23 protein-coding genes and 3 tRNA genes are annotated in these 22,313 nt (G+C 71.7%); 14 read left to right on the forward strand and 12 right to left on the reverse strand.

The window, feature by feature from the left end; translation table 11 throughout:
• Positions 1-74 precede the first annotated feature (74 nt).
• Positions 75-1,661, reverse strand: coding sequence for a diacylglycerol kinase family protein (locus tag ASE01_RS04855; RefSeq protein WP_056749014.1), 1,587 nt, complete (start codon positions 1,659-1,661; stop codon positions 75-77).
• Positions 1,662-1,736: 75 nt separating this feature from the next.
• Here ASE01_RS04855 and ASE01_RS04860 point away from each other — a divergent pair, with 75 nt between their 5' ends.
• The 4 genes from ASE01_RS04860 (at position 1,737) to ASE01_RS04875 (ending at position 5,664) form a co-directional block, all read left to right on the forward strand.
• Entirely contained in the window at positions 1,737-2,732 is a 996-nt protein-coding gene (locus tag ASE01_RS04860; RefSeq protein ID WP_056749015.1) for an aldo/keto reductase, read from the forward strand.
• 82 nt (positions 2,733-2,814) lie between these two features.
• On the forward strand, positions 2,815-4,125 hold the full coding sequence (gene serS, locus ASE01_RS04865) for a serine--tRNA ligase (protein WP_056749016.1): 1,311 nt from the start codon (positions 2,815-2,817) through the stop codon (positions 4,123-4,125).
• A gap of 1 nt (position 4,126) precedes the next feature.
• Entirely contained in the window at positions 4,127-4,993 is an 867-nt protein-coding gene (locus tag ASE01_RS04870) for an HAD family hydrolase (protein ID WP_414858527.1), read from the forward strand.
• A complete protein-coding gene (locus ASE01_RS04875; RefSeq protein WP_056749018.1) occupies positions 4,990-5,664 on the forward strand; it encodes a hypothetical protein in 675 nt (224 codons plus the stop codon). Before ASE01_RS04870 ends, ASE01_RS04875 begins: the two co-directional genes overlap by 4 nt.
• Positions 5,665-5,679: 15 nt before the next feature.
• Here the strand turns inward: ASE01_RS04875 and ASE01_RS04880 are convergent, their stop codons facing one another.
• From ASE01_RS04880 to ASE01_RS04895, 4 genes are all read right to left on the reverse strand, one after another.
• Positions 5,680-6,255, reverse strand: a complete 576-nt coding sequence (locus ASE01_RS04880) for a bacterial proteasome activator family protein (protein ID WP_056749020.1) — start codon at positions 6,253-6,255, stop codon at positions 5,680-5,682.
• A gap of 26 nt (positions 6,256-6,281) precedes the next feature.
• Positions 6,282-7,259, reverse strand: a complete 978-nt coding sequence (locus tag ASE01_RS04885; protein WP_056749022.1) for an NAD(P)H-quinone oxidoreductase — start codon at positions 7,257-7,259, stop codon at positions 6,282-6,284.
• A gap of 52 nt (positions 7,260-7,311) precedes the next feature.
• A complete protein-coding gene (locus ASE01_RS04890; protein ID WP_056749024.1) occupies positions 7,312-7,644 on the reverse strand; it encodes a DUF6457 domain-containing protein in 333 nt (110 codons plus the stop codon).
• Positions 7,645-7,712: 68 nt separating this feature from the next.
• Positions 7,713-8,300, reverse strand: coding sequence for a molybdenum cofactor guanylyltransferase (locus ASE01_RS04895; RefSeq protein WP_056749026.1), 588 nt, complete (start codon positions 8,298-8,300; stop codon positions 7,713-7,715).
• Between the two features lie 46 nt (positions 8,301-8,346).
• Between ASE01_RS04895 and ASE01_RS04900 the strand changes: the two genes are divergently transcribed.
• Together ASE01_RS04900 and ASE01_RS04905 are read left to right on the forward strand one after the other, a co-directional pair.
• Positions 8,347-9,141 (forward strand): carbon-nitrogen hydrolase family protein, encoded by a 795-nt coding sequence (locus tag ASE01_RS04900; RefSeq protein ID WP_056749028.1) that lies wholly within the window; start codon positions 8,347-8,349, stop codon positions 9,139-9,141.
• Positions 9,142-9,184: 43 nt separating this feature from the next.
• Positions 9,185-10,216: a hypothetical protein gene (locus tag ASE01_RS04905; RefSeq protein ID WP_157537102.1), complete on the forward strand. Its 1,032-nt coding sequence runs from the start codon at positions 9,185-9,187 to the stop codon at positions 10,214-10,216.
• Between the two features lie 25 nt (positions 10,217-10,241).
• Here the strand turns inward: ASE01_RS04905 and ASE01_RS04910 are convergent.
• Positions 10,242-10,326, reverse strand: a tRNA-Ser gene (locus ASE01_RS04910).
• A 96-nt stretch (positions 10,327-10,422) separates the two neighbouring features.
• Here ASE01_RS04910 and ASE01_RS04915 point away from each other — a divergent pair.
• The 3 genes from ASE01_RS04915 to ASE01_RS24295 all read left to right on the forward strand — a co-directional run bounded on the left by ASE01_RS04915 (position 10,423) and on the right by ASE01_RS24295 (position 11,356).
• Entirely contained in the window at positions 10,423-10,881 is a 459-nt protein-coding gene (locus ASE01_RS04915) for a hypothetical protein (protein ID WP_157537103.1), read from the forward strand.
• 80 nt (positions 10,882-10,961) lie between these two features.
• Positions 10,962-11,055: transfer RNA gene (locus tag ASE01_RS04920), tRNA-Ser, on the forward strand.
• Between the two features lie 154 nt (positions 11,056-11,209).
• Positions 11,210-11,356: a hypothetical protein gene (locus ASE01_RS24295; protein ID WP_157537104.1), complete on the forward strand. Its 147-nt coding sequence runs from the start codon at positions 11,210-11,212 to the stop codon at positions 11,354-11,356.
• Positions 11,357-11,386: 30 nt separating this feature from the next.
• Here ASE01_RS24295 and ASE01_RS04925 read toward each other — a convergent pair whose 3' ends face one another.
• Positions 11,387-12,388 (reverse strand): hypothetical protein, encoded by a 1,002-nt coding sequence (locus ASE01_RS04925; protein WP_056749032.1) that lies wholly within the window; start codon positions 12,386-12,388, stop codon positions 11,387-11,389.
• An 86-nt stretch (positions 12,389-12,474) separates the two neighbouring features.
• Here ASE01_RS04925 and ASE01_RS04930 point away from each other — a divergent pair.
• The 3 genes from ASE01_RS04930 (at position 12,475) to ASE01_RS04940 (ending at position 15,986) form a co-directional block, all read left to right on the forward strand.
• Positions 12,475-12,547 (forward strand) — tRNA-Arg (locus tag ASE01_RS04930).
• 170 nt (positions 12,548-12,717) lie between these two features.
• On the forward strand, positions 12,718-13,311 hold the full coding sequence (locus ASE01_RS24300; RefSeq protein ID WP_157537105.1) for a helix-turn-helix domain-containing protein: 594 nt from the start codon (positions 12,718-12,720) through the stop codon (positions 13,309-13,311).
• Between the two features lie 248 nt (positions 13,312-13,559).
• Positions 13,560-15,986, forward strand: coding sequence for a DNRLRE domain-containing protein (locus tag ASE01_RS04940; RefSeq protein ID WP_056749035.1), 2,427 nt, complete (start codon positions 13,560-13,562; stop codon positions 15,984-15,986).
• Positions 15,987-16,002: 16 nt separating this feature from the next.
• Here ASE01_RS04940 and ASE01_RS24305 read toward each other — a convergent pair whose 3' ends face one another.
• Both ASE01_RS24305 and ASE01_RS04945 read right to left on the reverse strand, forming a co-directional pair.
• Positions 16,003-16,188, reverse strand: a complete 186-nt coding sequence (locus ASE01_RS24305; protein WP_157537106.1) for a hypothetical protein — start codon at positions 16,186-16,188, stop codon at positions 16,003-16,005.
• A gap of 103 nt (positions 16,189-16,291) precedes the next feature.
• Positions 16,292-17,281, reverse strand: a complete 990-nt coding sequence (locus ASE01_RS04945) for a glycosyltransferase family 1 protein (protein WP_157537107.1) — start codon at positions 17,279-17,281, stop codon at positions 16,292-16,294.
• A 270-nt stretch (positions 17,282-17,551) separates the two neighbouring features.
• Between ASE01_RS04945 and ASE01_RS04950 the strand changes: the two genes are divergently transcribed.
• Both ASE01_RS04950 and ASE01_RS04955 read left to right on the forward strand, forming a co-directional pair.
• On the forward strand, positions 17,552-18,436 hold the full coding sequence (locus ASE01_RS04950) for an SDR family NAD(P)-dependent oxidoreductase (protein ID WP_056749039.1): 885 nt from the start codon (positions 17,552-17,554) through the stop codon (positions 18,434-18,436).
• Entirely contained in the window at positions 18,433-18,885 is a 453-nt protein-coding gene (locus tag ASE01_RS04955; protein ID WP_056749041.1) for an SRPBCC family protein, read from the forward strand. Before ASE01_RS04950 ends, ASE01_RS04955 begins: the two co-directional genes overlap by 4 nt.
• Before the next feature lie 4 nt (positions 18,886-18,889).
• On the opposite strand, the gene ASE01_RS04960 is transcribed toward ASE01_RS04955, so the two are convergent.
• From ASE01_RS04960 to ASE01_RS04970, 3 genes are read right to left on the reverse strand one after another with little or no spacing between them, the layout of a single operon-like run.
• Positions 18,890-19,456, reverse strand: a complete 567-nt coding sequence (locus ASE01_RS04960; protein ID WP_056749044.1) for a hypothetical protein — start codon at positions 19,454-19,456, stop codon at positions 18,890-18,892.
• A gap of 56 nt (positions 19,457-19,512) precedes the next feature.
• Positions 19,513-21,117 (reverse strand): phytoene desaturase family protein, encoded by a 1,605-nt coding sequence (locus ASE01_RS04965; protein ID WP_056749046.1) that lies wholly within the window; start codon positions 21,115-21,117, stop codon positions 19,513-19,515.
• The gene (locus tag ASE01_RS04970; protein ID WP_235535868.1) at positions 21,114-22,262 is read right to left on the reverse strand and encodes an alcohol dehydrogenase catalytic domain-containing protein; all 1,149 of its coding nucleotides are present in this window, start codon (positions 22,260-22,262) and stop codon (positions 21,114-21,116) included. Before ASE01_RS04970 ends, ASE01_RS04965 begins: the two co-directional genes overlap by 4 nt.
• Positions 22,263-22,313: the final 51 nt, after the last annotated feature.

Raw genomic sequence — 22,313 nt, forward strand, 5'->3', positions numbered from 1 at the left:
CACCAAGCGGATTCGGGTCGCACTTGGCGATTCTGCCCCGAATTCGCTTGGTGCGCGCCGAGCCGGAGGCGGGATCAGGCCGTCCGCGGCACCCGCACCAGCACGCGGCCGTGGATGCACTCCATCGACAACCCGGTGCCGGGGCCGATCGTGTCGCCGTCCAGCTGGCGGGGCACATCGCCCGACGCGCGTACGACGACCTTGCGGCCCGTCATCCGGGTCACCGACTCGCCGGCGTTGTTCTCCCGGCGCGTCACCACACGCAGGACGAGCGGGATCCAGCTGACGAAACGGCGCGGGTAGAGCAGCACGACGTCGAGCTGGCCGTCGTCGATCGCGGCGTCGGGGAGCAGCACCATGCCGCCCTGCAGGCTGCCCACGTTGCCGATCACGCAGGTCCGCGCGCGGTGCTTGGTGAAGGGCATGTCGTCGATCGAGATCTCGAGCTTCATCGCCGGGAACATCAGCGCCTTGAGGCCGGACAGGACGTAGGCCAGCCAGCCGACCTTCTTCTTGATGTCCTCGTTGACGCCCTCCATGATCGCGGCATCGAAGCCCATCCCGGCCATGACCAGGAAGTGGGTCGGCTCGAGGCCGTCGCCCTCGGCGGAGACGATGTCGATGGCTCGGTCCTGCCCGGTCAGCGCGATGTCGATCGCCGCCCGGATGAACAGCGGGATCTCGAGGTTGCGGGCGAGCAGGTTGCCCGTGCCGGCGGGTACGACGCCGACCGGGATCCCCGTGCCCGCGAGCTCGGCGCACACCTCGCGCACGGTGCCGTCGCCGCCGCAGACGATGACGAGGTCCGCCCCGTCGACGGCCGCCTGGTAGGCCTGGCCGGTGCCGGAGTCCTCGACGGTGGTGAGGTGCCAGCGCGGCTCGTTCCAGCCGGACTCGGCGGCCATCGTCGACACCATCGCCTGGAACTGCTCGACCGACTCGACCTTGATCGGGTTGAGCACGACCGCGAGGTCGCGGCGTGACCCGTACGGCTCGGGCAGGGGATCCGACTTGAGGGCGTGGCTGCGGGGCAGCGGGTTGTAGACGGCGATGCCGAGGAGCAGGACGCCGACGCCGAGCAGGAAGCCTCCGACGACGTCGCTGGGGTAGTGGCGCCCGAGCAGGATCCGGTCGGCGGCGACGAGGAGGAAGACCAGCACCGCGGCCGTCCCGATCAGGCGGCGGATGCCGGAACGGCGTACCAGCATCATCACGAGCAGGATCACCAGGCCGCTGAATGCCGCGACGGCCGAGGTGTGGCCGGAGGGGAAGGCGTTGGAGTGCAGGAAGTACTCCGGGTCCTGCCAGACCGGCCGGCCGCGGCCGACCAGCACCTTGGTGAGGTAGGTCAGGAGCGAGGTGGCGGCCATGACGCCGACGACGAGGAAGGCCGCGCGGCGGTGGCCCTTGACGTACATCACGACCGCGAAGACAGCCGTGATCGCGGTCATGCCGATCGTGCCGAAGACCAGCTCGATCGCGCGGAGGGGGTGTTCGAGCCAGCCGCCCTGGTCGGCGGCCCAGGCCCGGGCGTCGGCGCCTTCGCGGTCGAGATCGATCACCCACGACCAGTCGGCGGCGACGGCGGAGGCCACCGCGCCGAACAGCGCGAGGAGGATCAGCGAGGCCAGCAGCGGAGTCCGGCGAGGTCGGTCGAGCACCAATGGAGAATAGGACACCGTGTCGCAGGTGCGGCACTGCGCGCGGGCGCTGGTGGCCCTCGCTACCGTCGAGTCATGGCTGCACCGACCTCCACGCCCGCGCCGCGCCGCCTCGGCCGCTCCGGTCTCGTCGTCTCCGCGATCGGCCTCGGCTGCAACAACCTCGGGCGGCCCGGGGCCGCGACCGAGTCCCAGGAGGGCAGCGACCGCGTCGTCGCGGCAGCCCTCGACGCGGGGATCACGCTCTTCGACGTCGCCGACACCTACGGCGCCACCCCCGGCCTCGCGGAGGAGCGGCTCGGCAAGGCGCTCGGCTCACGGCGCAGCGACATCGTGCTCGCCACGAAGTTCGGCATGGACATGGGCGGCGTGAACGGCCCCGACTTCGGTGCCCGCGGCTCGCGCCGCTACGTCCGCACCGCCGTCGAGGCGTCGCTGCGTCGCCTCGGCACCGACTGGATCGACCTCTACCAGTTCCACACCCCCGACCCGGCCACCCCGATCGAGGAGACCCTCTCCGCCCTCGACGACCTGATCCGCGAGGGCAAGGTGCGCTACGTCGGGCACTCGAACCGGGCGGGCTGGCAGATCGCCGAGGCGGAGTACGTCGCCCGCGCGCTCGGGACCGAGCGGTTCATCTCTGCCCAGAACCACTACAACCTCACCGACCGGCTCGCCGAGCTCGAGGTCCTGCCCGCCGCTCGCGCCTACGACCTCGGTGTCCTGCCGTACTTCCCCCTCGCCAACGGCCTGCTCACCGGCAAGTACGCCACCGGCGTGGCCCCCGAGGGCTCCCGCCTCACCCGCTCGCGCCAGCACCTGCTCGAGGACGCCGTGTCCGCGCCGCTGCAGGCCTACTCCTCCTTCGCCCGCTCCCGCGGTGTCTCGGAGGTGAGCGTCGCGATCGGCTGGCTCCTCGCGCAGCAGCCCGTCACCTCCGTCATCGCCGGCGCCACCTCCGTGGAGCAGGTCGCTGCCAATGCCGCTGCCGACGCGTGGGTGCCGAGCGCCGAGGACCTGGCCGAGCTGGACCGGATCTTCCCGGCGCCGGAGCCGATCTCCCCGTTCTGAGGGAGTGCATGGGGGATCCATGCACCCGGGCACGACCAAACCGATGCGCGCCGGCCACCCCTCGCCGGATAGCCTGAGCGACATGATCGACCCGCGCATCCTCCGTGACGAGCCCGACCGCATCCGCGCCTCGCAGGCCAAGCGCGGTGCGTCTGCCGACGTGGTCGACCGGGCGCTGGAGGCCGACGCCGTACGACGGGCCGCCATCTCCACGTTCGAGGAGAAGCGCGCCGCCCAGAAGGTCTTCGGCAAGCAGGTCGCGCAGGCCTCCGGCGAGGAGAAGCAGGCCCTGCTCGCGCAGGTCAAGGAGCTCTCGGCCCAGGTCAAGGAGCTGGAGGCCGCGCAGACGGCCTCCGACGAGGAGTGGACCGCCTCGCTCAAGGCGATCCCCAACGTGGTCGCCGAGCAGACCCCGCCCGGCGGCGAGGACGACTTCGTCGTGCTGGAGGAGGTCGGCACCCCGCGCGACTTCGCGGCCGAGGGCTTCGAGCCCCGCGACCACATCGAGCTCGGACGGATGCTCGGCGCGATCGACCTGGAGCGCGGCGCGAAGGTCAGCGGCAGCCGTTTCTACTTCCTCACCGGGATCGGCGCCCAGCTGGAGCTGGCGCTGGTCAACCTCGCGATGGACCAGGCCCGCACGGCGGGGTTCACGCAGGTCATCGCGCCGTCGCTGGTCCGCCGCGAGGCGATGGAGGGCACCGGCTACCTCGACCAGGGTGGCGGCGAGGACATCTACCGGATCGAGGGCGAGGAGATGTACCTCGTCGGGACCTCCGAGGTGCCGATGGCGGCGTACCACTCCAAGGAGATCCTCGACGGCGCCTCGTTGCCCCGCCGGTACGCCTCGTTCAGCCCGTGCTTCCGCAAGGAGGCCGGCTCGCACGGCAAGGACACCAAGGGCATCATCCGGGTCCACTGGTTCGACAAGGTGGAGATGTTCGTCTACACCACGCTCGAGGACGCCGCCGCCGAGCACGAACGCCTGCTCGGGTGGGAGAAGGAGTTCCTCGGCAAGCTCGAGCTCGCCTACCGCGTCGTCGACATCGCCGCTGGTGACCTCGGGGCCAGCGCGATCCGCAAGTTCGACTGCGAGGCGTGGATCCCGACCCAGGGCAAGTACCGCGAGCTCACCTCGACCTCCAACTGCACCGACTTCCAGACCCGGCGCCTCGACACCCGCGGCCGGTTCCCTGCGACGGGCTCCGCGACGGGCTCGGGCCAGGGGGAGATCCGTCCGGTCGCCACGCTCAACGGCACGCTGACCGCGATCACCCGCACGATCGTGGCGCTGCTCGAGACCCACCAGCAGGCCGACGGCTCGATCCGGGTCCCGGCTGCGCTGCAGCCGTACCTCGGCGGCCTGGAGTTCCTGAAGCCGATCGGCGCCTGAGGTGTCCGCCCAGCCCATGACGCCCGAACGGCCGCCGCGCCTGGTCGCGCTCGACATCGACGGCACCCTGCTCCGCTGGGTCACCGGCCTCGGCATGAGCCACGAGGAGGTGACCCCGGCCGTCCACGACGCCGTCCAGCGGGTCCTCGACGCCGGCGCCCACGTGGTGCTGTCCTCGGGTCGGGCGATGCACAACATGACCAGCGTCGCCGACATGCTCGACCTGCACGGCCACGGCGACCAGATCTGGATCGTCGCCGCGAACGGTGCGGTCGTCCTGCGCTACCCGCCCGCCGAGGTCGTCCACGAGGTGACGTTCGACGCGGCCCCCGCCGTCGCGGCCGTCCTCGCCGAGCACCCCAACGCCCTCGTCGCCGTCGAGGAGCGCGGTGTCGGCTACCTCGTCTCCGCGCCCTTCCCCGACGGTGAGCTCGGCGGGACGACCACCATCGCCGAGGTCGCCGACATGGTCGGTCAGCCGGTCAGCCGCGTGATCATCCGCGACCCCGATGCCACCGCCGAGGACTTCGTCGACCTGGCCAGCCGCCTGGGCCTGCACGGCACCGACTACATCGTCGGCTGGACCGCGTGGCTCGACCTGGCGCCGGTGGGCGTGTCCAAGGCCTCCGGGCTCGAGTACGTCGCCCAGCAGCTCGGCATCGACCGGGCGGACGTGCTGGCCATCGGTGACGGACGCAACGACATCGAGATGCTGGAGTGGGCCGGACGTGGCGTCGCGATGGGTCAGTCGGTCGACGAGGTCAAGGCCGTCGCCGACGACGTGACCGCCTCGGTCGACGAGGACGGCGCCGCCGTGGAGCTCGGCCGCTGGTTCCCGGCGCCCGGATCTGGTGGGATGGACGGGTGAGGCCTGCTCCCCGTCGTCGTCCGGTCGCGCTCGCCGCCCTCGTGGCGGCTGCGGCGATGCTGTCGCTGCCCGTGGCTGCGGCCACGACCACGGCCGCGTCGGCTGCGACGACCGGTCCTGGCGGTACGCCGGTCCGGACGAGCTCGATCCCCGCTGCCTGCGGGATGCTCGACCTCGAGGACGACGACGCCGTCGTCGCGAACGCTGCTGACACCGATGACGTCTTCATCGGTCGGGTGGTCGAGCTGGCGCCGGCAGGCACCCCGGCCGAGCCGATCGCACACGGAGTGCTGGTCGAGGACGCCCTGACCGGCGACCTGCGCCCCGGCGAGCCGGTCCGGATCATCTTCACCGCCGCCGGTGCGGAGCCGACCCAGCTGCGGGTCAACCAGACCTATCTCTTCTTCACGCGCGGCGAGGCCGGCGCGCTGCAGTCCGACGGCTGCAACGGCTTCGCCTCGGCCCGCCTGCTCGACGCGACCCGGGTCGAGGAGCTCCGCGAGGCGCTGGCGCCCGTGGAGGAACCCCCGGGCGTCGTACTCTCCGAGCCGGAGGGTGGGTCCGACGACCCGCCCGAGCTGGGTCGCCTGCTCGCACCGGGCGCTGCGATCACCCTCATCGGCGTGCTCGGACTGGTGCTGATCTCCCGCGTGGGTCGCCAGCGCCGCTGACCCGCAGTCAGCAGGTCAGAGGTACATCCCGCCCGAGCGGGGCTCCTCAGAGCCCTCCTGCTCCGGCGCCATCCCGGGGCCACCCTGGCCACCCTGGCCAGCGGGGCCACCCGGACCCATCGGCATCCCCGGCGGCAGCGCCTTGCGGATCTGCTCGAACTGGGCACGCGCGGCCATCTGCTGGGCGTAGATCGCGGTCTGGATGCCGTGGAACAGGCCCTCCAGCCAACCGACCAGCTGGGCCTGCGCGATGCGCAGCTCCGCCTCGGAGGGCGTGACGTCCTCGGAGAACGGCAGCGAGAGGCGCTCGAGCTCCTCGACCAGTTCCGGGGCCAGGCCCTGCTCGAGCTCGGCGATCGAGGAACGGTGGATCGCGGCAAGACGGCTGCGGCTCGCCTCGTCGAGAGGCGCCGCCTTCACCTCCTCGAGGAGCTGGCGGATCATGCTGCCGATCCGCATCACCTTCGCCGGCTGCTCGACCAGGTCGGTCAGCCCGCGCTCCGGCTCCTCGTCGTGGTCCACGGGGGCGGCGCCCACCGGCGCTCCGTCGGGTCCCACGACCACGACCTGCTCGTCGGCGTTCTCGTTCATGTCCTCCAACCTAGCCAACGGCCCGATCAGGGGGTCAGCAGGACCTTGCCGACGTTGTCGCCCGACTCCAGCAGCCGGTGGGCGTCGCCGACCTGGTCCAGGGGCAGGACCGCCGAGACGACCGGGGTGATCGACCCGTCGGCGATCAGCGGCCAGACGTGCTCGACGACCGATGCGCAGATGCTGGCCTTGCTGTCGGCCGGCCGCCCACGCAGCGAGGTCGCGATGACCGCGCCGCGCTTGGCGAGGAGCTGGCCGATGTTGAGCTCGGCCTTCGCGCCGCCCTGGAGGCCGATGATGACCAGGCGTCCCTCGTCGGCGAGTACGTCGACGTTGCGGGCGAGGTACTTGCCGCCCATGTTGTCCAGGACCACGTCAGCACCGCGGCCGTCGGTCGCGGCCCGGACGACCTCGACGAAGTCCTCGTCGCGGTAGTTGATCGCGGTCTCGGCACCGAGCTCGCGGCAGCGCTCGAGCTTGTCGGCGCTCCCGGCGGTGGTGAACACGCGGGCGCCGGACCGCGCGGCCAGCTGGATCGCGAAGGTACCGATGCCACCGGCGCCGCCGTGGACCACCACGACCTCCTCGGGCCGCAGCCCGGCGACCATGAAGACGTTCGACCACACGGTGCAGGCCACCTCGGGGATCCCGGCGGCGGTGACCAGGTCGATCCCGTCGGGGATCGGCATGACCTGACCCGCCGGGACCGCGACGAGACTGGCGTAGCCGCCGCCCGCCAGCAGCGCGCAGACCTGATCGCCGACGGCCCACGAGGTGACGCCCGCGCCGACGGCGGCGATCGTGCCACTGCACTCGAGCCCGATCACCTCGGACGCACCCGGCGGCGGTGGGTAGAACCCCTGCCGCTGGAGCAGGTCGGCCCGGTTCACCGCCGTCGCGGCGACCTCGATCAGGACCTCTCCGGGCCCGGCGACCGGGTCCGGCACCTCGCTGACGACGAGGGTCTCGGGGCCACCGGGGCTGGTCTGGGTGACGGCGCGCATGCCGCCAGTCTGTCAGGCACCCGTTGGTCGCGTGGCCGCGCGACCCGGCCGCCTACGCGAGCGAGTCGGCGTCGCCGTACGCCGCGTCGGCGAGCTCGTCGATCTCCTCGATCTCGACGTCCTCGTCCTCGGCCGCAGGCGCACCCGCCGGCCGGTCCCACGACTCCGCGAGCCCCTGCGCCTTCGCGGCGAGCTTCTCGACCGCGTCCGGATCGGCCTCCTGCTCACCGGCCGCGAAGCCGAGCAGGAACGCCGTCACCGGTCCGGCAGCGGGATGGACGTTGTCGCGGGTGATCCCGGCGAGGTCCGCCAGCAGGGCCTCGTCGGCCTCGGCGTCGATGTCCAGGACATCGCACAACTCGTCGATCCAGTCGTGGAGGTTCACCCGTCCAGAGTGATCCTTCGATCCGGAACTGACAAGGCCCGCCGGCGTACTCCGTCGCCGACTGCTCCTCAGCGCCGCTCGGCCTCGGAGGCGAGGTCGCGCAGGTCGCTCCACGTGTCGACGTCGCGGGCCTCGTCGCCGAGGGAGGGCACGGGCACCAGGTCGAGGGGGGCGAGCAGCGTGTGGATCGCGAGACCGTGCTGCGCCTCACGGTCCGGTCGTACGGCGTCGAGGCGAGCGGTCTCGACCACGAACGCGAGCTGTGAGCGCCCGTCCGGCCCGGTCAGCACCGCACCCTCGTGGCCGACGGCGGCCTCCTGCAGTCGGCGCACGGTCCACGACGTCAGGTGGGGCATGTCGACCGCGAGCACGAGCAGCGCTGGGAAGCGGCGCAGCAGCGAGTCGCGTCCGGTGAGCAGTCCCGCGGCGGGACCGCCGTGGCGTGGGTCCTCGCGGACGAAGGTGGCGGGGCGCTCGGTGGGGACCTGGTCGCCGACCACGACGACCTCGCCGGCGTCCACGACCGCGTCGAGGGCCCGGTCGAGCAGCGTTCGTCCGCCGAGCTCGATGGTGGCCTTGTCCACGCCGCCCAGGCGTGAGGCCTGCCCGCCGGCGAGCACGATGGCAGCGAATCCGGACAGTCCCAGCTCGATCATCTGCCGAGTCTCCCAAAGCCTGACGGCGCGTGCCTAGGCTGGCTCCGTGACCCTCCCCACGCTCCGGATCGCCCTGGCCCAGGTCGCCTCGACCCTCGACCCCGCCGAGAACCGTGACCGGTTGACCGCCCTCGCCGCCGAGCACGGCCCGGGATCGGACCTGCTGGTGTTCCCCGAGGCCTTCGCGCGCGACTTCGGGGAGGCCGGTTCCGACGTGAGCGGTGCGGCCGAGGACCTCGACGGACCCTTCGCCGGTGCGGTGGAGGCGGCGGCGCGTGGCGCGGTGACCACCGTCGTGGCGGGCATGTTCGAGCAGGGCCCCGTGCCGGAGCGGCCCTACAACACCCTCGTGGTGCGCGGGGCCGACCGGGCGTCGTACCGCAAGATGCACCTGTACGACTCCTTCGGCTACCGCGAGTCCGACCGCCTCACCCCCGGCGCGCTGGAGCCGGTCGTGGTCGACGTCCAGGGCTGGAAGGTCGGGCTGATGACCTGTTACGACCTGCGCTTCCCGGAGCTGGCGCGGTCGCTGGTCGACCGCGGTGCCGAGGTGATCGTGGTGCCGGCGGCGTGGGTCGCCGGCCCCCGCAAGGTCCATCACTGGCGCACCCTGCTCACCGCGCGCGCCATCGAGAACACCGTGTACGTCGCCGCGGTCGGCCAGCCGGCGCCGCGCTACTGCGGTCACTCGCTGGTCGTCGACCCGTTCGGCGAGATCCTCGCGGAGGCCGGACCGGGCAGCCCCCAGGAGCCCGAGCTGGTGCGCGCGACGGCCAAGCGGGACGTCCTCGACGAGGCCCGCCGGGTCAACCCGTCGCTGCTGAACCGACGCCTGCGTTGATCTGGCCGAGCGCTCCTCGGGCAGGGCGGTAGTCTCAACACCCGTGTCCCGCGCCGCTTCCCGTGTCCCTTCCCGGGCCCCGATCGAGCAGCGTCTCGGCGAGTTCGGCGCCTCGCGGACTCCGTTCCTGATCTGGGCCGTGCTGGTCCTGGGCGGCGCCGCTGCGCTCGTCTGCGCGATGGTCCCGATCGGCCCCGAATGGTTGGGTGTGGTCGGCTCGCTGGTGATCGCGACGACGTACACCTGGGCGTTGGCCGCACGGACCGGCGGTCGCCCGTTCGTGTTCGGCGCGCTGGCGCTCACCTGCGGTCTTGTGGCGATCATCGGTGACCATGACCTGCTGCTGACCGGTGCGGCCGTCGCCACCTCGGCGTTGGCGGCGGTGCTCGGCGTGATGATCACGATCCCGGCCGCAGGGTTCCTGCGCTCGGTGCGCGAGTGTGTGGTGGCCCTGGTCGTCGCCGGGATCGGCGCGATGGCCACGATCGGCTTCGAGCCGGCGATCGAGACGGCGCGATTCGAGTACGTCGGCCTGGGGCTCGCCCTGGTCGGCGCGCTCGTCCTCGTCTACCGCCTCGGTGCCGGCTTCCACGGTCTCGGACGGCGCGGTCTGGCGATGGTCGCGATCGGCGGCGTGGTCCTCGCCGCGACGCTGCTCTACGCCGAGATGCTGCGCCGCTACGGCTCCTCGGGCTTGGTGGACCAGCTGCTCGACCAGGTCCGCTGGAGCCGCGAGAACCTCGGCGCCTTCCCACGTCCGATCGAGACCGTCCTCGGTGTCCCGGCGCTCGCGTACGGCGTCCACATGCGCGCCCGCCGGCGCCAGGGCTGGTGGGTCTGCGCCTTCGGCGTCGCCGCCACCTCGCCGACGGCGACGGCCCTCGCGAACCCGGCCGTCACGGTCACGGAGGCCACGTTGTCGGTGGTCTACGGCCTGGTCATCGGCCTGGTCATCGGCTGGGTGCTGATCCGCCTGGACCTCGCCCTCACGGGCAACCGGGGTCGACGGAGCCGGGTGGCCGAGCAGGCAGCCGCGGTCCGCCCGGAGCCCGGACGCTTCGCGCCGCTGCTCTGAGCCGGTGCCGCTCGCGCCGACGGGGCAGAGGGGGCGGGATTTGAACCCGCGGTAGGTCTCCCTACGACCGCTTTCAAGGCGGTTCCGATAGGCCGCTCCGGCACCCCTCCTCGCCGGGCGACGCGAAACGTCGACCGGACAGGTCCAGAGTCTAGGGCGTGACCCCGCCGCTTGCACCGCGGACCGGCTCTTGTTGAATTCAGTCCATGAGCAGCCCGCACGTCCCCCAGGTGACCGACTACCGGCTCGCGCCTCCCGTCATGGCGCGCCTGGTCGGTGCCTACCTGGTGCTGCTCGCCATCGTGCTGCTCGGCACGACCGCGGCCGCGGTCGCCCTCGACCTCAACGCCGACCTGCTCGTGCTGGTGCTGGGCGTCGGGGTGCTCGGCCTGATCGCGCTGGCCTGGTGGCTGCGGAGCCGCCTGGTCGTCGTACGCCTCACGGAGTCGGGCTACCGGGTGCGGATGGTGCGTGCGGCGGGCCTCAACGAGGGCCGCTGGAGCGACATCGAGGATGCGGTGGCGGCGACGCCGCGAGGCATCGAGTGCCTGGTGCTGCGCCTGCGTGACGGCCGCTCCACGACGATCCCGGTCGCCCTGCTCGCCGCTGACAAGGACGACTTCGCTCGCGACGTACGCGACCACCTCAAGCGCGCCACGCGCTGAGCCCCGGGGCCGATTGGTGGTCGCACGGGGCTGCTTGTAACCTTGCTCCGCTGGCTGGTCCCTCGGGGCCGGTGAGCGGAGGAGGCGTCGCCTAGTCCGGTCTATGGCGCCCGCCTGCTAAGCGGGTTTGGGGCTACAACCCCATCGAGGGTTCAAATCCCTCCGCCTCCGCCACCAGCACGAGACCCCCGGTGAGTCATCTCGCCGGGGGTTTCGGTTGTGGCAACGGGGTACTGATCGGCTTGCCACCGGCGAGATGTTGCAGCACGCTGGTTGCAGGAGCGTGGATTCGGGGTCCTTTGTGGACCCCGACGGACAGGAGCCAGAAATGAAGAAGTTCACCCGTCGGGTCGCCTTTGCGGCCGCAGCCGTGATCACTTCGGTGGGTGTGGTGTCCCTCCCGACGGCGGCTGATGCCGACACCGGTTGGCCGCTGCGCGTCAACCCGAAGTACTCCCAGACCACCGGACGCTGACGTCGCCGTCCTGGGTCCGCAGCTGCGGACTCAGGACTGGTCGGTGTCCTGTCCGGCAATACCCAGCTGGCCCATCGTGTAGCCGAGCTGGAACCGCGTCTCGGCGTCGTACTCGTCCTTGAGCTCGGCGACGTAGCCGGCGTACGTGCGCGGGCTGACGCCGAGACGTTTCGCGCTGACCGCGTCCGCGTGCCCCTCGATCAGCATGCGGATCGTCATCGCGCGCTGCTCCGAGGCGATCTCCTTCATCACCCGCTGCTCACCGCTCGCGAACGGCCGCCCACGGGCGAAGGCCCGCTCGAACACGTCGACGAGGTACGCCACGATCGCCGGCTCTCGTACGACGACCGCCGTGGCCTGGTTGTCGGCCGCCGGGATCAGTGCGACCCGCCGGTCGACCAGGATCATCCGGTTGAAGAACTCGTCGAGCGTGCGGACCTCGGCGCCGTGCCGGGTCACCTCCGCGACGTAGGTGTGCGTGGCCGGGTGTCGGCGGGCGCTGTGCTGGTAGAGCGTGCGCATCGCGAGGCCGCGCTTGAGCGCCGCCACGTCGCGCTCGGCAGCCTCGGTGACGGCCTTGGCGTTGCGGCGGGTCTGGGGCTGCGCGGTGAGCAGCTCCTCCTGCGCCTCGGCGACCAGTGTCGTGAGGTAGGGGTTGATCGCCTCGCCGTGCAGGTAGAGGAACGGCCCCGAGTCGGTGGCAGCCGGCGAACGACGCCAGCTCTGGTTGAGCCCGGCGAACGCGCTCGCCCAGCGCGCGGACTCCTCGATCAGCCGCGCGCCCTCGGTGCCGAGCGGCGTGACCACCCGGGACTGGGCATGGCTCGGCTCGAGGGGACGCCACGTCGTACGACCCCCGTCGAGCTGCAGCAGCCCCAGCTCCACGAGGAGGTCGAACGCTCGGCGGGTGGGGGAGTTCTCGGCGATCCGGGGATCGTCAGCGGACAGACCGGCCTCGGCGAGGACCTGCTCGTAGAGCCCGGTTGCCTCCCGCTCGAACAGCTCCCGATCCTCGGGCTGGTAGCCGGCCATGGCGCCATGGTTCCACACCCGCCGGCGTCCGTGATTCGGCATCACGGCGCCCCCTCGGCTATTCTCGTCCGGTCGCACAGCGACGCGCGCCTGTAGCTCAACGGATAGAGCATCTGACTACGGATCAGAAGGTTTGGGGTTCGAATCCCTACAGGCGCACAAGGCAAAAGCTCACGTCATCCTCGCCGTTGACGTGGGCTTTCGTCGTTTTCGAGCAATCGTCGCCTTACCGCGGGCGAGACGCCGGACAGCACCGACGACATGCCCGCTCCGAGCGCGAGGGATGTGTGGTGTCTGATCAGGTACCATTTCCCGCCAAGGGAGGTCCCATGGACTCGGACACGGACGCCAAGGATGTCGCTCGGCAGCTGCGCGCGGCCCTGTGTCGCAGTGGGCTCAGTCTGCGCGGTTTCGCCGCAGCCCTGGGCACCTCACATTCCCGCCTGTCGTCGTGCCTGAAGGGCACCGCCAGCCCGTCTGCCGCGTTCTTCCTTCGAGCACTACGCCAAGGTGCCGCGCTGGGCGAGGCAGATGCGCGCGGGTGGATGACACCGCAGAGCACCCGGCAGACGCTGAAGGAAGCGATCGCGCAGGGCGATGATCGATGGGCCTTCAAGGTCGTCACCCAGGCCCGCGACCAGGTTCGCGCAATGCTGGCCGGTCCGGGTGAGCCTGTCGCTGCGTGGGAGACCCGACCCTCGTCCACGGGCGAGGAGAGGTGGGACGGGCTGCTCGCGGCCCTCATTGCACACGAGTTCGCGGAGTCGGGTCGGACGCCGCCGGCGTGGACTGCGTTTCGTGCGGTGCACGAGTGGGTCCTGCCCAACCTGTTGCTCGATGAGACCGCCATCCGTGAGGCGACGCCTGAGTGGCTGGCCGAGCGCGGGATCTACATCGCTCGACGTGACCTGATCACCGCATGAGTACGGCCGTTGTCAGTAGTCACAGGTCGGCAGTTCGATTCCTGTCGGAAGCGCACCGGCAATCAGTCGAAGGCCACGACGCGCCGGTAGCCACTCGGGCGCCGACTGGTCCCGTCGGCACGCCGCGCGACCTCTTGGAGTGATTTCACCAAAACCGTCCGGCGCCGGGACTTTGTCCCTATCCTTCCGGGCACGGGGGGTCGGCAGGTGCCGGCGGGGGGCTCCCGTCGACGAGAAGTGGCTTCCCCATGAGTTCCAGCACGCACCGCGCCCGACGTACCACCTCGACGAGGTCCGAGACCGTGCTGCGCAGCGCCGTGGTGCTGGCCGTCGCAGCGGTCCTGCAGGTGCCGGCTTCCTCGCAGGCCGATGACGGTACGACGGCGAGCGAGCAGCGCTCGGACCGAAGTGCCGCTGTGGCCGAGGCGGCCGCCACGGGCACTCGGGTGGAGATCGAGTCCGCTCGGACGTCGTCGAGCGCGACCTTCGCCAATCCCGACGGCACCCTGACCTTCGAGGCCTACTCGGGTGGGCCGGCCAGCGGGGACACCTGGGTGCAGAGCGCGAATCCGCAGGCCAGCCAGCACACGTCGCCGGAGCTGCGGGTGGGCACCACCAACATCGGCATCACCAAGGCTCGGTCCTACCTCAGCTTCGACACCTCCGCGCTCGACGCGGAGCCGGGATGGATCGTCGATGCCAGCGTGGAGCTGTCGAACTTCACCGCGGGCTCCTGCTCGGGATCGCCGATCCGACTCTCCCGAGTGACCTCGGCGTGGACGGAGGCCGGCATCACGTGGGCGACCCAGCCCGCGACCACCGCGACGGGCTCGAGCATCAACGCCACGGCCCACGGAGCCAATGGCTGCGCGACGGAGGGCACCGTCGAGTTCGACGCCACCCCGATCGTCGCGTCCTGGGCCGCCGGGATCGACAACCACGGACTGCAGCTGAAGGCGGACAAGGAGGGCGCCAACGCGAGCTGGCGCAAGTACCGCTCCCTGGAGGCGGCGGCCCCCGCTGCCGCGCCCAAGCTCACCGTCGTCATCAGCCGCCCGCCGGCGACCCCCACGGATCTCGTCATCACGCCGAGGACCGGTGACTACGTGACCTCGGCGACCCCCACGCTCTCGGCGGTCGTGAGCGACCCCGACGGCGGCGAGGTCGCCGGCCGCTTCGAGATCACCAGCGGGATCCAGACGGTCTGGACGGGGACCAGCACCACGGTCGCGTCCGGCGAGGCCGCGACGATCGTCGTACCGGCCGGAGTGCTCGAGGACGGCAAGATCTACACCGTCGCCGCACGTGGCGTGGACCCGTACGGCATGAGCAGCGCGGACCCGGTCACCAGGATCGTCGCGGTCGACACGATCGCCCCGACAGTGGCGATCAGCTCGGCGCAGGTCAGCGACGGCACCTGGACCGCGGACGTCCCGGAGGCCGTGACGATCCTGCTCGACAGCCCTCCGGGCACGGGTGGCTTCGACATCGACTACGACGGCGTGGAGGCCACGCTGGGCGCGAGCTCCGCCGGTGATCGCGAGCTCGTCTTCCAGCCGACGCCCGGTTGGCACGTCCTGGTCGTCACGCCCTTCGACCTCGCCGGCAACGTCGGCGACCCGGTGACGTTCAGCTTCGGCATCGGCACCGCCCCGGCCATCAGTGCCACGGTCGACGTCGAGGGTGAGGACGGCTGGTCCCTGGCCGGCTCTCGCCTCACGCTCACCGTGACCGGCTCGGGCGACCCCGATGCGGAGTACCGGATCGGCGAGGGTGCCTGGACGTCGTACGCCGCACCGGTGCCGCTGCCCGAGGGTCGGTACGACGTGTCCTGGCGCCTGCTCCAGGGCGAGGACGTCGTGGAGGAGGACTCCACGTCGGTGAAGGCGGACGCCACCGTCCCGACCGCTGCCGCTGAGGTGAACGGCCGACAGGTCACGGTCACCGCGACGGACCCGGGCGCGGACGACGCCTCCGGTGTCGCCTCCACGGAGGTGCGCGTCGACGGTGGCGCGTGGACCCCCTACACCGCGGCACTCGTGCTCGACGACGGCGCGCACGTGGTGGCCTTCCGCGCGACCGACGTGGCCGGCAACACATCCACCGTCGGCCAGGTCTCGCTCGCGGGGATCGCGCCTGTGCTGGTGAACGCGCCGGTGGTCACCGGGACGGCCCGCTACGGGGAGCGTCTCAGCGCGACGGCCGGCAGCTGGGACCAGAGCGTCACGACCGCGGTGCAGTGGCTGCGCAACGGCACGCCGATCGCGGGCGCGACGGGATCGTCGTACCGCCTCGCACTGCTCGACCTCGGCGCGCGCCTCTCGGTGCGGGTCACGGCGAGCGCGCCCGGGCGACCGAGCGGCACTGCCACCTCGGCCGCGTCGCCGGTGGTGGCCAAGGCGCTCAGCCGCACCGCGGTGAAGGTCGCTCCGACGGTCGTGTCCAAGGGCGGGACGATGACCGTCCTGGTCGTGGTCTCCAGTGCGACCGCATCGCCGTCGGGGCGGGTGCAGGTGACGATCGCGGGCCGCACGGTCACCAAGACCCTGGCCAGTGGTCGGGTGAAGTTCACGGTGAAGGCGACGGTCCGCGGGACGCAGAAGGTGACTGTGCGCTACCTCGGCAGCAGGATCCTGGGGACCAGTACGGCGACGACGGGCTTCCGGGTTCGTTGAGTCGCGGGTCGGACGGTCACCACCGTCCGATCAACCGCGCCGCTCGGCGTCGTACCCGCGCGCCGAGACCCGTCGGCAACCAGGTGGGAACTCCCCGGAGGTGGACGAGCTCGTCATCGGTGGGCGCTCGGCCCACTTGACGGATGAAGTGGTGGACCATCGCCCGGTCACCGTCGCCGGGACCCTGAACGTGCTGAGTCATGCCGACTCTCCTGGAGGATGCGCGCGCTGGCGCGCTGGGTGCACCACGCCGTTGCTGGACGCGGAGACCAGTTGGTACCCGCGCCACGCCGGTCCATCCCCGCTCACCCACCTGCTGCGTGCCGGGGCGGGTGACCGACCAGGTCGCGGTAGAGGTGTTCATGGAGCCTCGTCACCGTTGCCTGCTGCTCACGCCGTTCGGCCACCGAGCAGGACAGGTCGGGGCGCTCTTCGTAGGCACCTCGGACGGCGTCGACGAGGGACTCCGGGACGAAGCGGGCCTCGTCGTGGAGGTAGGAGAGCACCGGTCCCTGCTGTGCGTGGAAACCGCAGGTCGGTGCGATGACCGTGGTCCCCAGGTCCCGACAGGCCTCCAACCACCGCGAGTGTGTGCCGAAGTGGTCGGGAAGGACTGACACGTCGAGCTCTTCGATGTGGTCCCACAGCTGCGCATCGGGCAGGGGGTCGTGCACCCGGAGGTCGACCAGCCCGCGCTCGGCGCTGCTGCGCAGGTAGCAGGAGAGCCTCGGGTCCACGCGGTGACCACCGGGCACGAGGGCATCCCTGTGGCCGTTGACCTGCAGCACCGCGCCGCGCAGCGCGGCAACCGTCTCCACGAGGCACGGCAGGATCGCCATCGGGTCCATGCTCGGACGCAGGCTCCGCAGGTGCAGACCGACCCGGAACTCCCCGCCGGGACGGCGGGAACGGACCGCGCCCCGCGCCGCCATGCGGTCGAGCGGAACGACGTGCGGGTGAGGGATGACGCGAGCCGGCCGACCCCAGCGCTCTTCGATCTGCGCAGCGGCGCCGGGGGTGAGCGTCACCACCACGTCGGCTGCCGGGACGAGCACGTCCAGCCGTCGGTCGTGCTCGTCGGGCCGCTCGTGGTGCGGGTGGCGGAGGTGTCGGACGGTGACGACCAGCGGCGTGCCACGACGCCGCAGCTCGGCGACCAGCTCGGCGAGCTCCGCCGGGTCGCGGTCGTCGATGTCGTCGCGGAGGTGGACGACGCCTGCGTCGGTCTCCGCGGCAAGGCGTCCGGGAGCAGTCGGCTCGACGGTCGGGAGGAGGGAGGGAGGTGGGACGGGCACGGCGGTCACCAAGCTGTCTGCGGGTCGACGTGCCCGGGGACCCGGGGCCTGTGCGACGACGGACGAGACGCCGGTTGCTGGACGTCGTGGTTCGGCTCCGTCCGCGGGATGCCGCGGTGGATCGGGGCCGAGGGAGTCGTACCCGCTCGGGAGAGATCGATACGTGCTCGGGTGTGGGGCTTGCCCGGGCAGCGGTCGGGTACTGCCGTGGCTCCGGAGCGAAGAAGCAACCCAGAGAGCAATCCAGAGCAGCGGAGGGCGAGGAGCGACATGAGCACGATCTCGGCGGGCGGCCCACGAAACGTCCTGGTCACCGGAGCCTCGAGCGGCATCGGCCGCGAGGTGGCACTGGCGCTGGCAGAGCGGGGGGACGCACTGGTGCTGGTCGCTCGCCGCCACGCCGAGCTGGAGGACCTCGCCGTCCGCTGCCGGCTGCTCGGTGCCAGCACCGTGGTGGTCGCACCGGCGGACGTGGCCGACGACGAGGCCTGGACGGATGCCTTCGCCGAGGGCCTGGGCGAGCTGGGGCGCATCGACGTGGTGGTCCATGCGGCCGCGGTGGCGGCGTACGGACGGTTCGACGAGATCCCGGGTGAGGTCTTCGACCGGGTGCAGGAGGTCAACGTCCGCGGCACGGCCAACGTCGCACGCACGTCGTTGCGCCACTTCGACGACCGGCAGCGCGGCCACCTCGTCCTCTTCGGATCGCTGGTCGGCAAGATCGGGACGCCCTTCCTCTCGCCCTACGTGACGAGCAAGTGGGCCGTGCACGGCCTGGCGCGCACGCTCCAGGCCGAGCGCGCCCGAGGACCTGTCGACGTCAGCCTGGTCGAGCCGGGCGGCGTGTCGACGACCATCTACGACAAGGCCGCCAGCTACCTCGGCGTCCAGGGCAAGCCACCTCCGCCCGTGTACGGCGCCGAGCGCGTCGCCGCCGCCACGGTGCGCCTCATCGACCGCCCGCGTCGGGAGCTGCCGGTCGGGGTCTTCAACCCCGTCATCTCGGCCGGGTTCCGCCTGTTCCCCGGCGTCTACGACCGGATCGTCGCGCCGCTCGTCACCCGCTTGGCGCTGGGCGACGAGCCGGTGGCGGACCATCCCGGCAACCTCTTCCAGTCCCAGCCCGAGCCCGTACCAGCGAAGGACCGCCGATGAGCACCCTCGAGAAGCACGCGATCCCCGTCCGGCGCACCGTCGACGCCTCGCCCACCGACGTCTGGGCCGTCCTGGCGGACGGCTGGCTCTACCCGAGCTGGGTGGTGGGCGCCGCGCGGATGCGCGACGTCGACGAGTCCTGGCCGGCGCAGGGCGCCCGGTTGCACCACTCGGTGGGCAACTGGCCGTTCCTGCTCGACGACAAGTCCGAGGTCCTCGAGTCGGCGCCCCCGCGGCTGCTGCGGCTCCAGGCGCACGGCTGGCCCGCGGGCGCGGCGGAGGTCCTCGTCGAGATCGAGCCCGACGGCGCCGGCTCGCTCGTGACGATCCGGGAGGACGCCGTCAAGGGGCCGGGCGCACTGGTGCCCCGACCGGTCCGCCAGGCCGCGATCGTGCCCCGCAACCGCGAGGCGTTGCGGCGGTTGGCCTACCTCGCCGAGGGCCGGTAGCGCCTCAGCGCACCCGCACGGCGACGAGTGCCGAGGTGTCCTTGCCGACCGGACCCAGCCCGCCCGAGGAGAAGATCGCGGAGTACGACGACGCGCGGACACCCGTGAAGCTGCGGCCAGAAGGCAGGCACGAGATCGGGATCGACATCTGCACGTAGTTGTCGGCGTAGTTGACGCTCAGCCGCTGGCGGTCGAAGCAGAGCTCGCGGCCGCTGCCGGCGTAGACGGTGCGGTACCAGTGGCCGCTGGCCTCCTGCCGCGCCTGGAAGGTCACGCGGGTGCTGCCGACGGTGCCGACGGCCCGGAGGTCGTGCCACCGCGACGAGGAGTGTCCGGCGACCTCGGCCGTTCGGATGCGCACCACGAGCCGCCGCGTGCCGGCGTCCTTCCACAGCCGGACGCCGCGGAGGTCGGACATGTTGCGCAGCGTCGTGGTCGCCTTGGACCAGTACGTCAGGCGCGTCTGGTCACCGGCCGGGTCCCCGGTCGAGGCGGCCGCCGTCGCGGGTGCGACCCCGACGGCCAGGGTGAGGAGGACGGCGACGACGAGGGTCAACAGACGCTTGATCACAGGTGACATGCTCTCCCAGCCGCACCGGCTCGAAACCGCCACCCCCGCGTCGCGGGTCAGGCGCCTCCCGGTGAGTGCTCCAGCAGGCGCGACCAGGCGGTGCCCAGCAGCCTCCTGCGAACGACGCCCCCGCTCCCGAGGGCAGCACGCGCAGCGTTCCAGCCACACGCGCCGTGCACGCCACCGCCGGGATGCGCGGATGCTCCGGCGAGGTAGAGGCCCTCGACGGGTGTCTCGGGCCGACCCAGGCCGGGGACGGGACGGAACACCAGCTGCTGGTGGATGCCGGAGGTGCCCGCGTTGATCGCGCCGTCGACGAGGTTCGAGTCCGCGCCCTCGATGTCACGCGGCCACTGGACGTGCTCGGCGAGCACGAGGTCGGAGAACCCCGGCGCGTGCCGCTCGATCGACGCCCGGACCCGGTCGGCGACCTCGCGCAACCTGTCGTCGTCGTCCGCGATCGCGTGGGGGACGTGGGTGTAGGCCCAGGCGCTCTCGGTGCCGACCGGGGACCGGGACGGGTCCGCGGTCGTCATCTGCCCGAGCAGGACGAACGGGTGACGAGGAGTGCGCTGGGTCGACAGGTCTGCCGCGAAGTCGACGAAGCCGGCCTCGTCGACGCCGAGATGGACGGTGCCGGCACCATGGGCGCCGCTCGCCGTCCACGGGACCTGCTCACGGAGGGCCCAGTTGAACTTCAGCGTCGGGTTGTCCCAGTGGAACCGGTCCAGCGCGGCCCCCATCCGGGCCGGCAGGTGCTCGCGCCCGACCAGCCGGTCGTAGAGCGTGGGCGCATCGACGTCGGCCAGGACCGCACGTCGGGCCCGGACGTGCGTTCCGTCCGCCAGTCGTACGCCGGTCGCCCGGCCGCCCTCGACATCGATCCGTTCGACCCGCGTGCCCGTGCGCAACGAGCCGCCCGCCGCGGCGTACCTCGCAGCGAGCGCGTCCGCGAGACGCTGTGCCCCGCCCACCGGGACGGGGAACCCGACGTCCTGGCCGAGCATGCACAGCAACCAGCCGAACAGCCCGCTGCCCGCCGCGTCGGGACCGACGTCGGAGTGCATGGCGTTGCCGGTCAGCAACACGGCCGCGCCCTCGCCCCGGAACCGCTCGTCGGCCAGGCGGTGGACGGGGAGGACCGCCTGCCGCAGCATCTCCAGTGCGTCGGCGGTGCCGAGCGAGCGCAGGAGACGCAGCGCGGAGCGGACCGGTGGGAAGGGCGTGAAGAGTGCGTCCAGCAACGGGTCGCGCACCCGGTCCCACTGGGCACACAGCTCGAGCCACGCCTCGCCGTCCCCCGATGCGAACTCCTCCAGGCCGGCCGCCGTGTCCTCTGCGCGACGGTGCAGTACGGCGCACCGGTCGTCCGGCAGCACGTGGGCCAGCACGTTGGGGGCCTGGGTCCACGACAGACCGTGGTGGTGCAGGTCCAGTCCTCGGATCACCGGCGACGCGGCGGCCAGGGGGTAGAACGCACTGAACAGGTCGTTGCAGAACCCCGGCTCGGTCACCTCCGCGCTCCGCACAGCGCCGCCGACCACCTCGTTGGCCTCGACGAGCAGGACGTCCCACCCCGCGTCGACCAGCGCATTGGCGGCCACCAGGCCGTTGGGCCCGGCGCCGATGACGACGGCATCGACCGTCCCGAGAGCCGTCACGGCGTGAAGACGACCTTGATCATGCCGTCCTGCTTGTCCCGGAACTTCGCGTACGCCTCCGGAGCCTCCTCGAGCGGCAACCGGTGGGTGGCGAACGACTCGGTGCCCAACGGGTCGGCGTCGTCCAGCAGCAGCGGCAGGATGTCGTCGCTCCAGCGGCGGACGTTGGCCTGACCCATGCGCATCTGGATCTGCTTGTCGAACATCTGCATCATCGGCATCGGCTCGGTGGCGCCGCCGTAGACACCGACGATGGAGACCGTCCCGCCGCGTCGTACGGCGTCGATCGCACCGTGCAGCGCCGCCACCCGGTCGAACCCGACATTGACCATCAGCTTGCGCGCGACCGCGTCGGGGAGCAGCCCGATGGCCTTGATCGCCTTCTCCGCGACGGGGTTGCCGTGGGCCTCCATGCCCACCGCGTCGATGACGGAGTCCGCGCCGCGGCCCGAGGTGCGGTCACGGACCTCGGTGGCGAGGTCGTCGACCGCGTCGATGTCCAGGGTCTCGGCTCCCAGCGCCGCGACGCGGGCCAGGCGCTCCGGGACCCGGTCGGCCACGATCACCCGATGCCCCTCGTGCAGTCCGATGCGCGCTGCCATGTCACCGATCGGACCGGCGCCCATGACGAGAAGGACGTCGTCCTCGGCCAGCCCTGCGTAGCGCACCGCCTGCCAGGCCGTGGGGATGACGTCGGAGAGGAACAGGAAACGGTCGTCCGGGGGACCTTCGGGGACCTTGATCGGGAGGAAGTCGGCGAACTGCACGCGCAGGAACTCAGCCTGGCCACCTGGGACCGAGCCGTAGAGCCGGCTGTAGCCGAGCAGGCTGGCGCCGGTGCCCGTCTCCCGGTTCTGGGTCGTCTCGCACTGGCTGTGCAGGCCGCGACTGCATGTCCAGCAGTCACCGCAGCTGATGTTGAAGGGGACGACCACCCGGTCGCCGACCGCCAACCGGGTCACGTCCGGGCCCACCTCGACCACGACGCCCATCGGCTCGTGCCCGACCACGTCGCCCGGGGTCATGAACGGCCCCAGCGGTTCGTAGAGGTGGAGGTCCGAGCCGCACAGCCCGCTGCTGGTCACGCGGATGATCGCATCGGTGGGTTCCTCGATCCGCGGATCGGGCACGTCCTCCACCCGCATGTCTCGCGGTCCTTGCCAGGTCACTGCTCTCATGTCGCCTCCTCGTCGTTG

Source organism: Nocardioides sp. Root190, from assembly GCF_001428565.1.
Lineage (GTDB): Bacteria > Actinomycetota > Actinomycetes > Propionibacteriales > Nocardioidaceae > Nocardioides.

Bases quoted from the DNA above. Each gene is read 5' to 3' on its own strand.
- ASE01_RS24295 (WP_157537104.1), top strand. From the start codon at position 11,210: ATGAAGAAGTTCACCCGTCGGGTCGCCTTTGCGGCCGCAGCCGTGATC.
- ASE01_RS04915 (WP_157537103.1), top strand. From the start codon at position 10,423: ATGAGCAGCCCGCACGTCCCCCAGGTGACCGACTACCGGCTCGCGCCT.
- ASE01_RS24305 (WP_157537106.1), bottom strand. From the start codon at position 16,188: ATGACTCAGCACGTTCAGGGTCCCGGCGACGGTGACCGGGCGATGGTC.
- ASE01_RS04880 (WP_056749020.1), bottom strand. From the start codon at position 6,255: ATGAACGAGAACGCCGACGAGCAGGTCGTGGTCGTGGGACCCGACGGA.
- ASE01_RS04950 (WP_056749039.1), top strand. From the start codon at position 17,552: ATGAGCACGATCTCGGCGGGCGGCCCACGAAACGTCCTGGTCACCGGA.
- ASE01_RS04885 (WP_056749022.1), bottom strand. From the start codon at position 7,259: ATGCGCGCCGTCACCCAGACCAGCCCCGGTGGCCCCGAGACCCTCGTC.
- serS (WP_056749016.1), top strand. From the start codon at position 2,815: ATGATCGACCCGCGCATCCTCCGTGACGAGCCCGACCGCATCCGCGCC.
- ASE01_RS24300 (WP_157537105.1), top strand. From the start codon at position 12,718: ATGGACTCGGACACGGACGCCAAGGATGTCGCTCGGCAGCTGCGCGCG.
- ASE01_RS04860 (WP_056749015.1), top strand. From the start codon at position 1,737: ATGGCTGCACCGACCTCCACGCCCGCGCCGCGCCGCCTCGGCCGCTCC.
- ASE01_RS04925 (WP_056749032.1), bottom strand. From the start codon at position 12,388: ATGGCCGGCTACCAGCCCGAGGATCGGGAGCTGTTCGAGCGGGAGGCA.
- ASE01_RS04940 (WP_056749035.1), top strand. From the start codon at position 13,560: ATGAGTTCCAGCACGCACCGCGCCCGACGTACCACCTCGACGAGGTCC.
- ASE01_RS04955 (WP_056749041.1), top strand. From the start codon at position 18,433: ATGAGCACCCTCGAGAAGCACGCGATCCCCGTCCGGCGCACCGTCGAC.
- ASE01_RS04895 (WP_056749026.1), bottom strand. From the start codon at position 8,300: ATGATCGAGCTGGGACTGTCCGGATTCGCTGCCATCGTGCTCGCCGGC.
- ASE01_RS04970 (WP_235535868.1), bottom strand. From the start codon at position 22,262: ATGCGGGTGGAGGACGTGCCCGATCCGCGGATCGAGGAACCCACCGAT.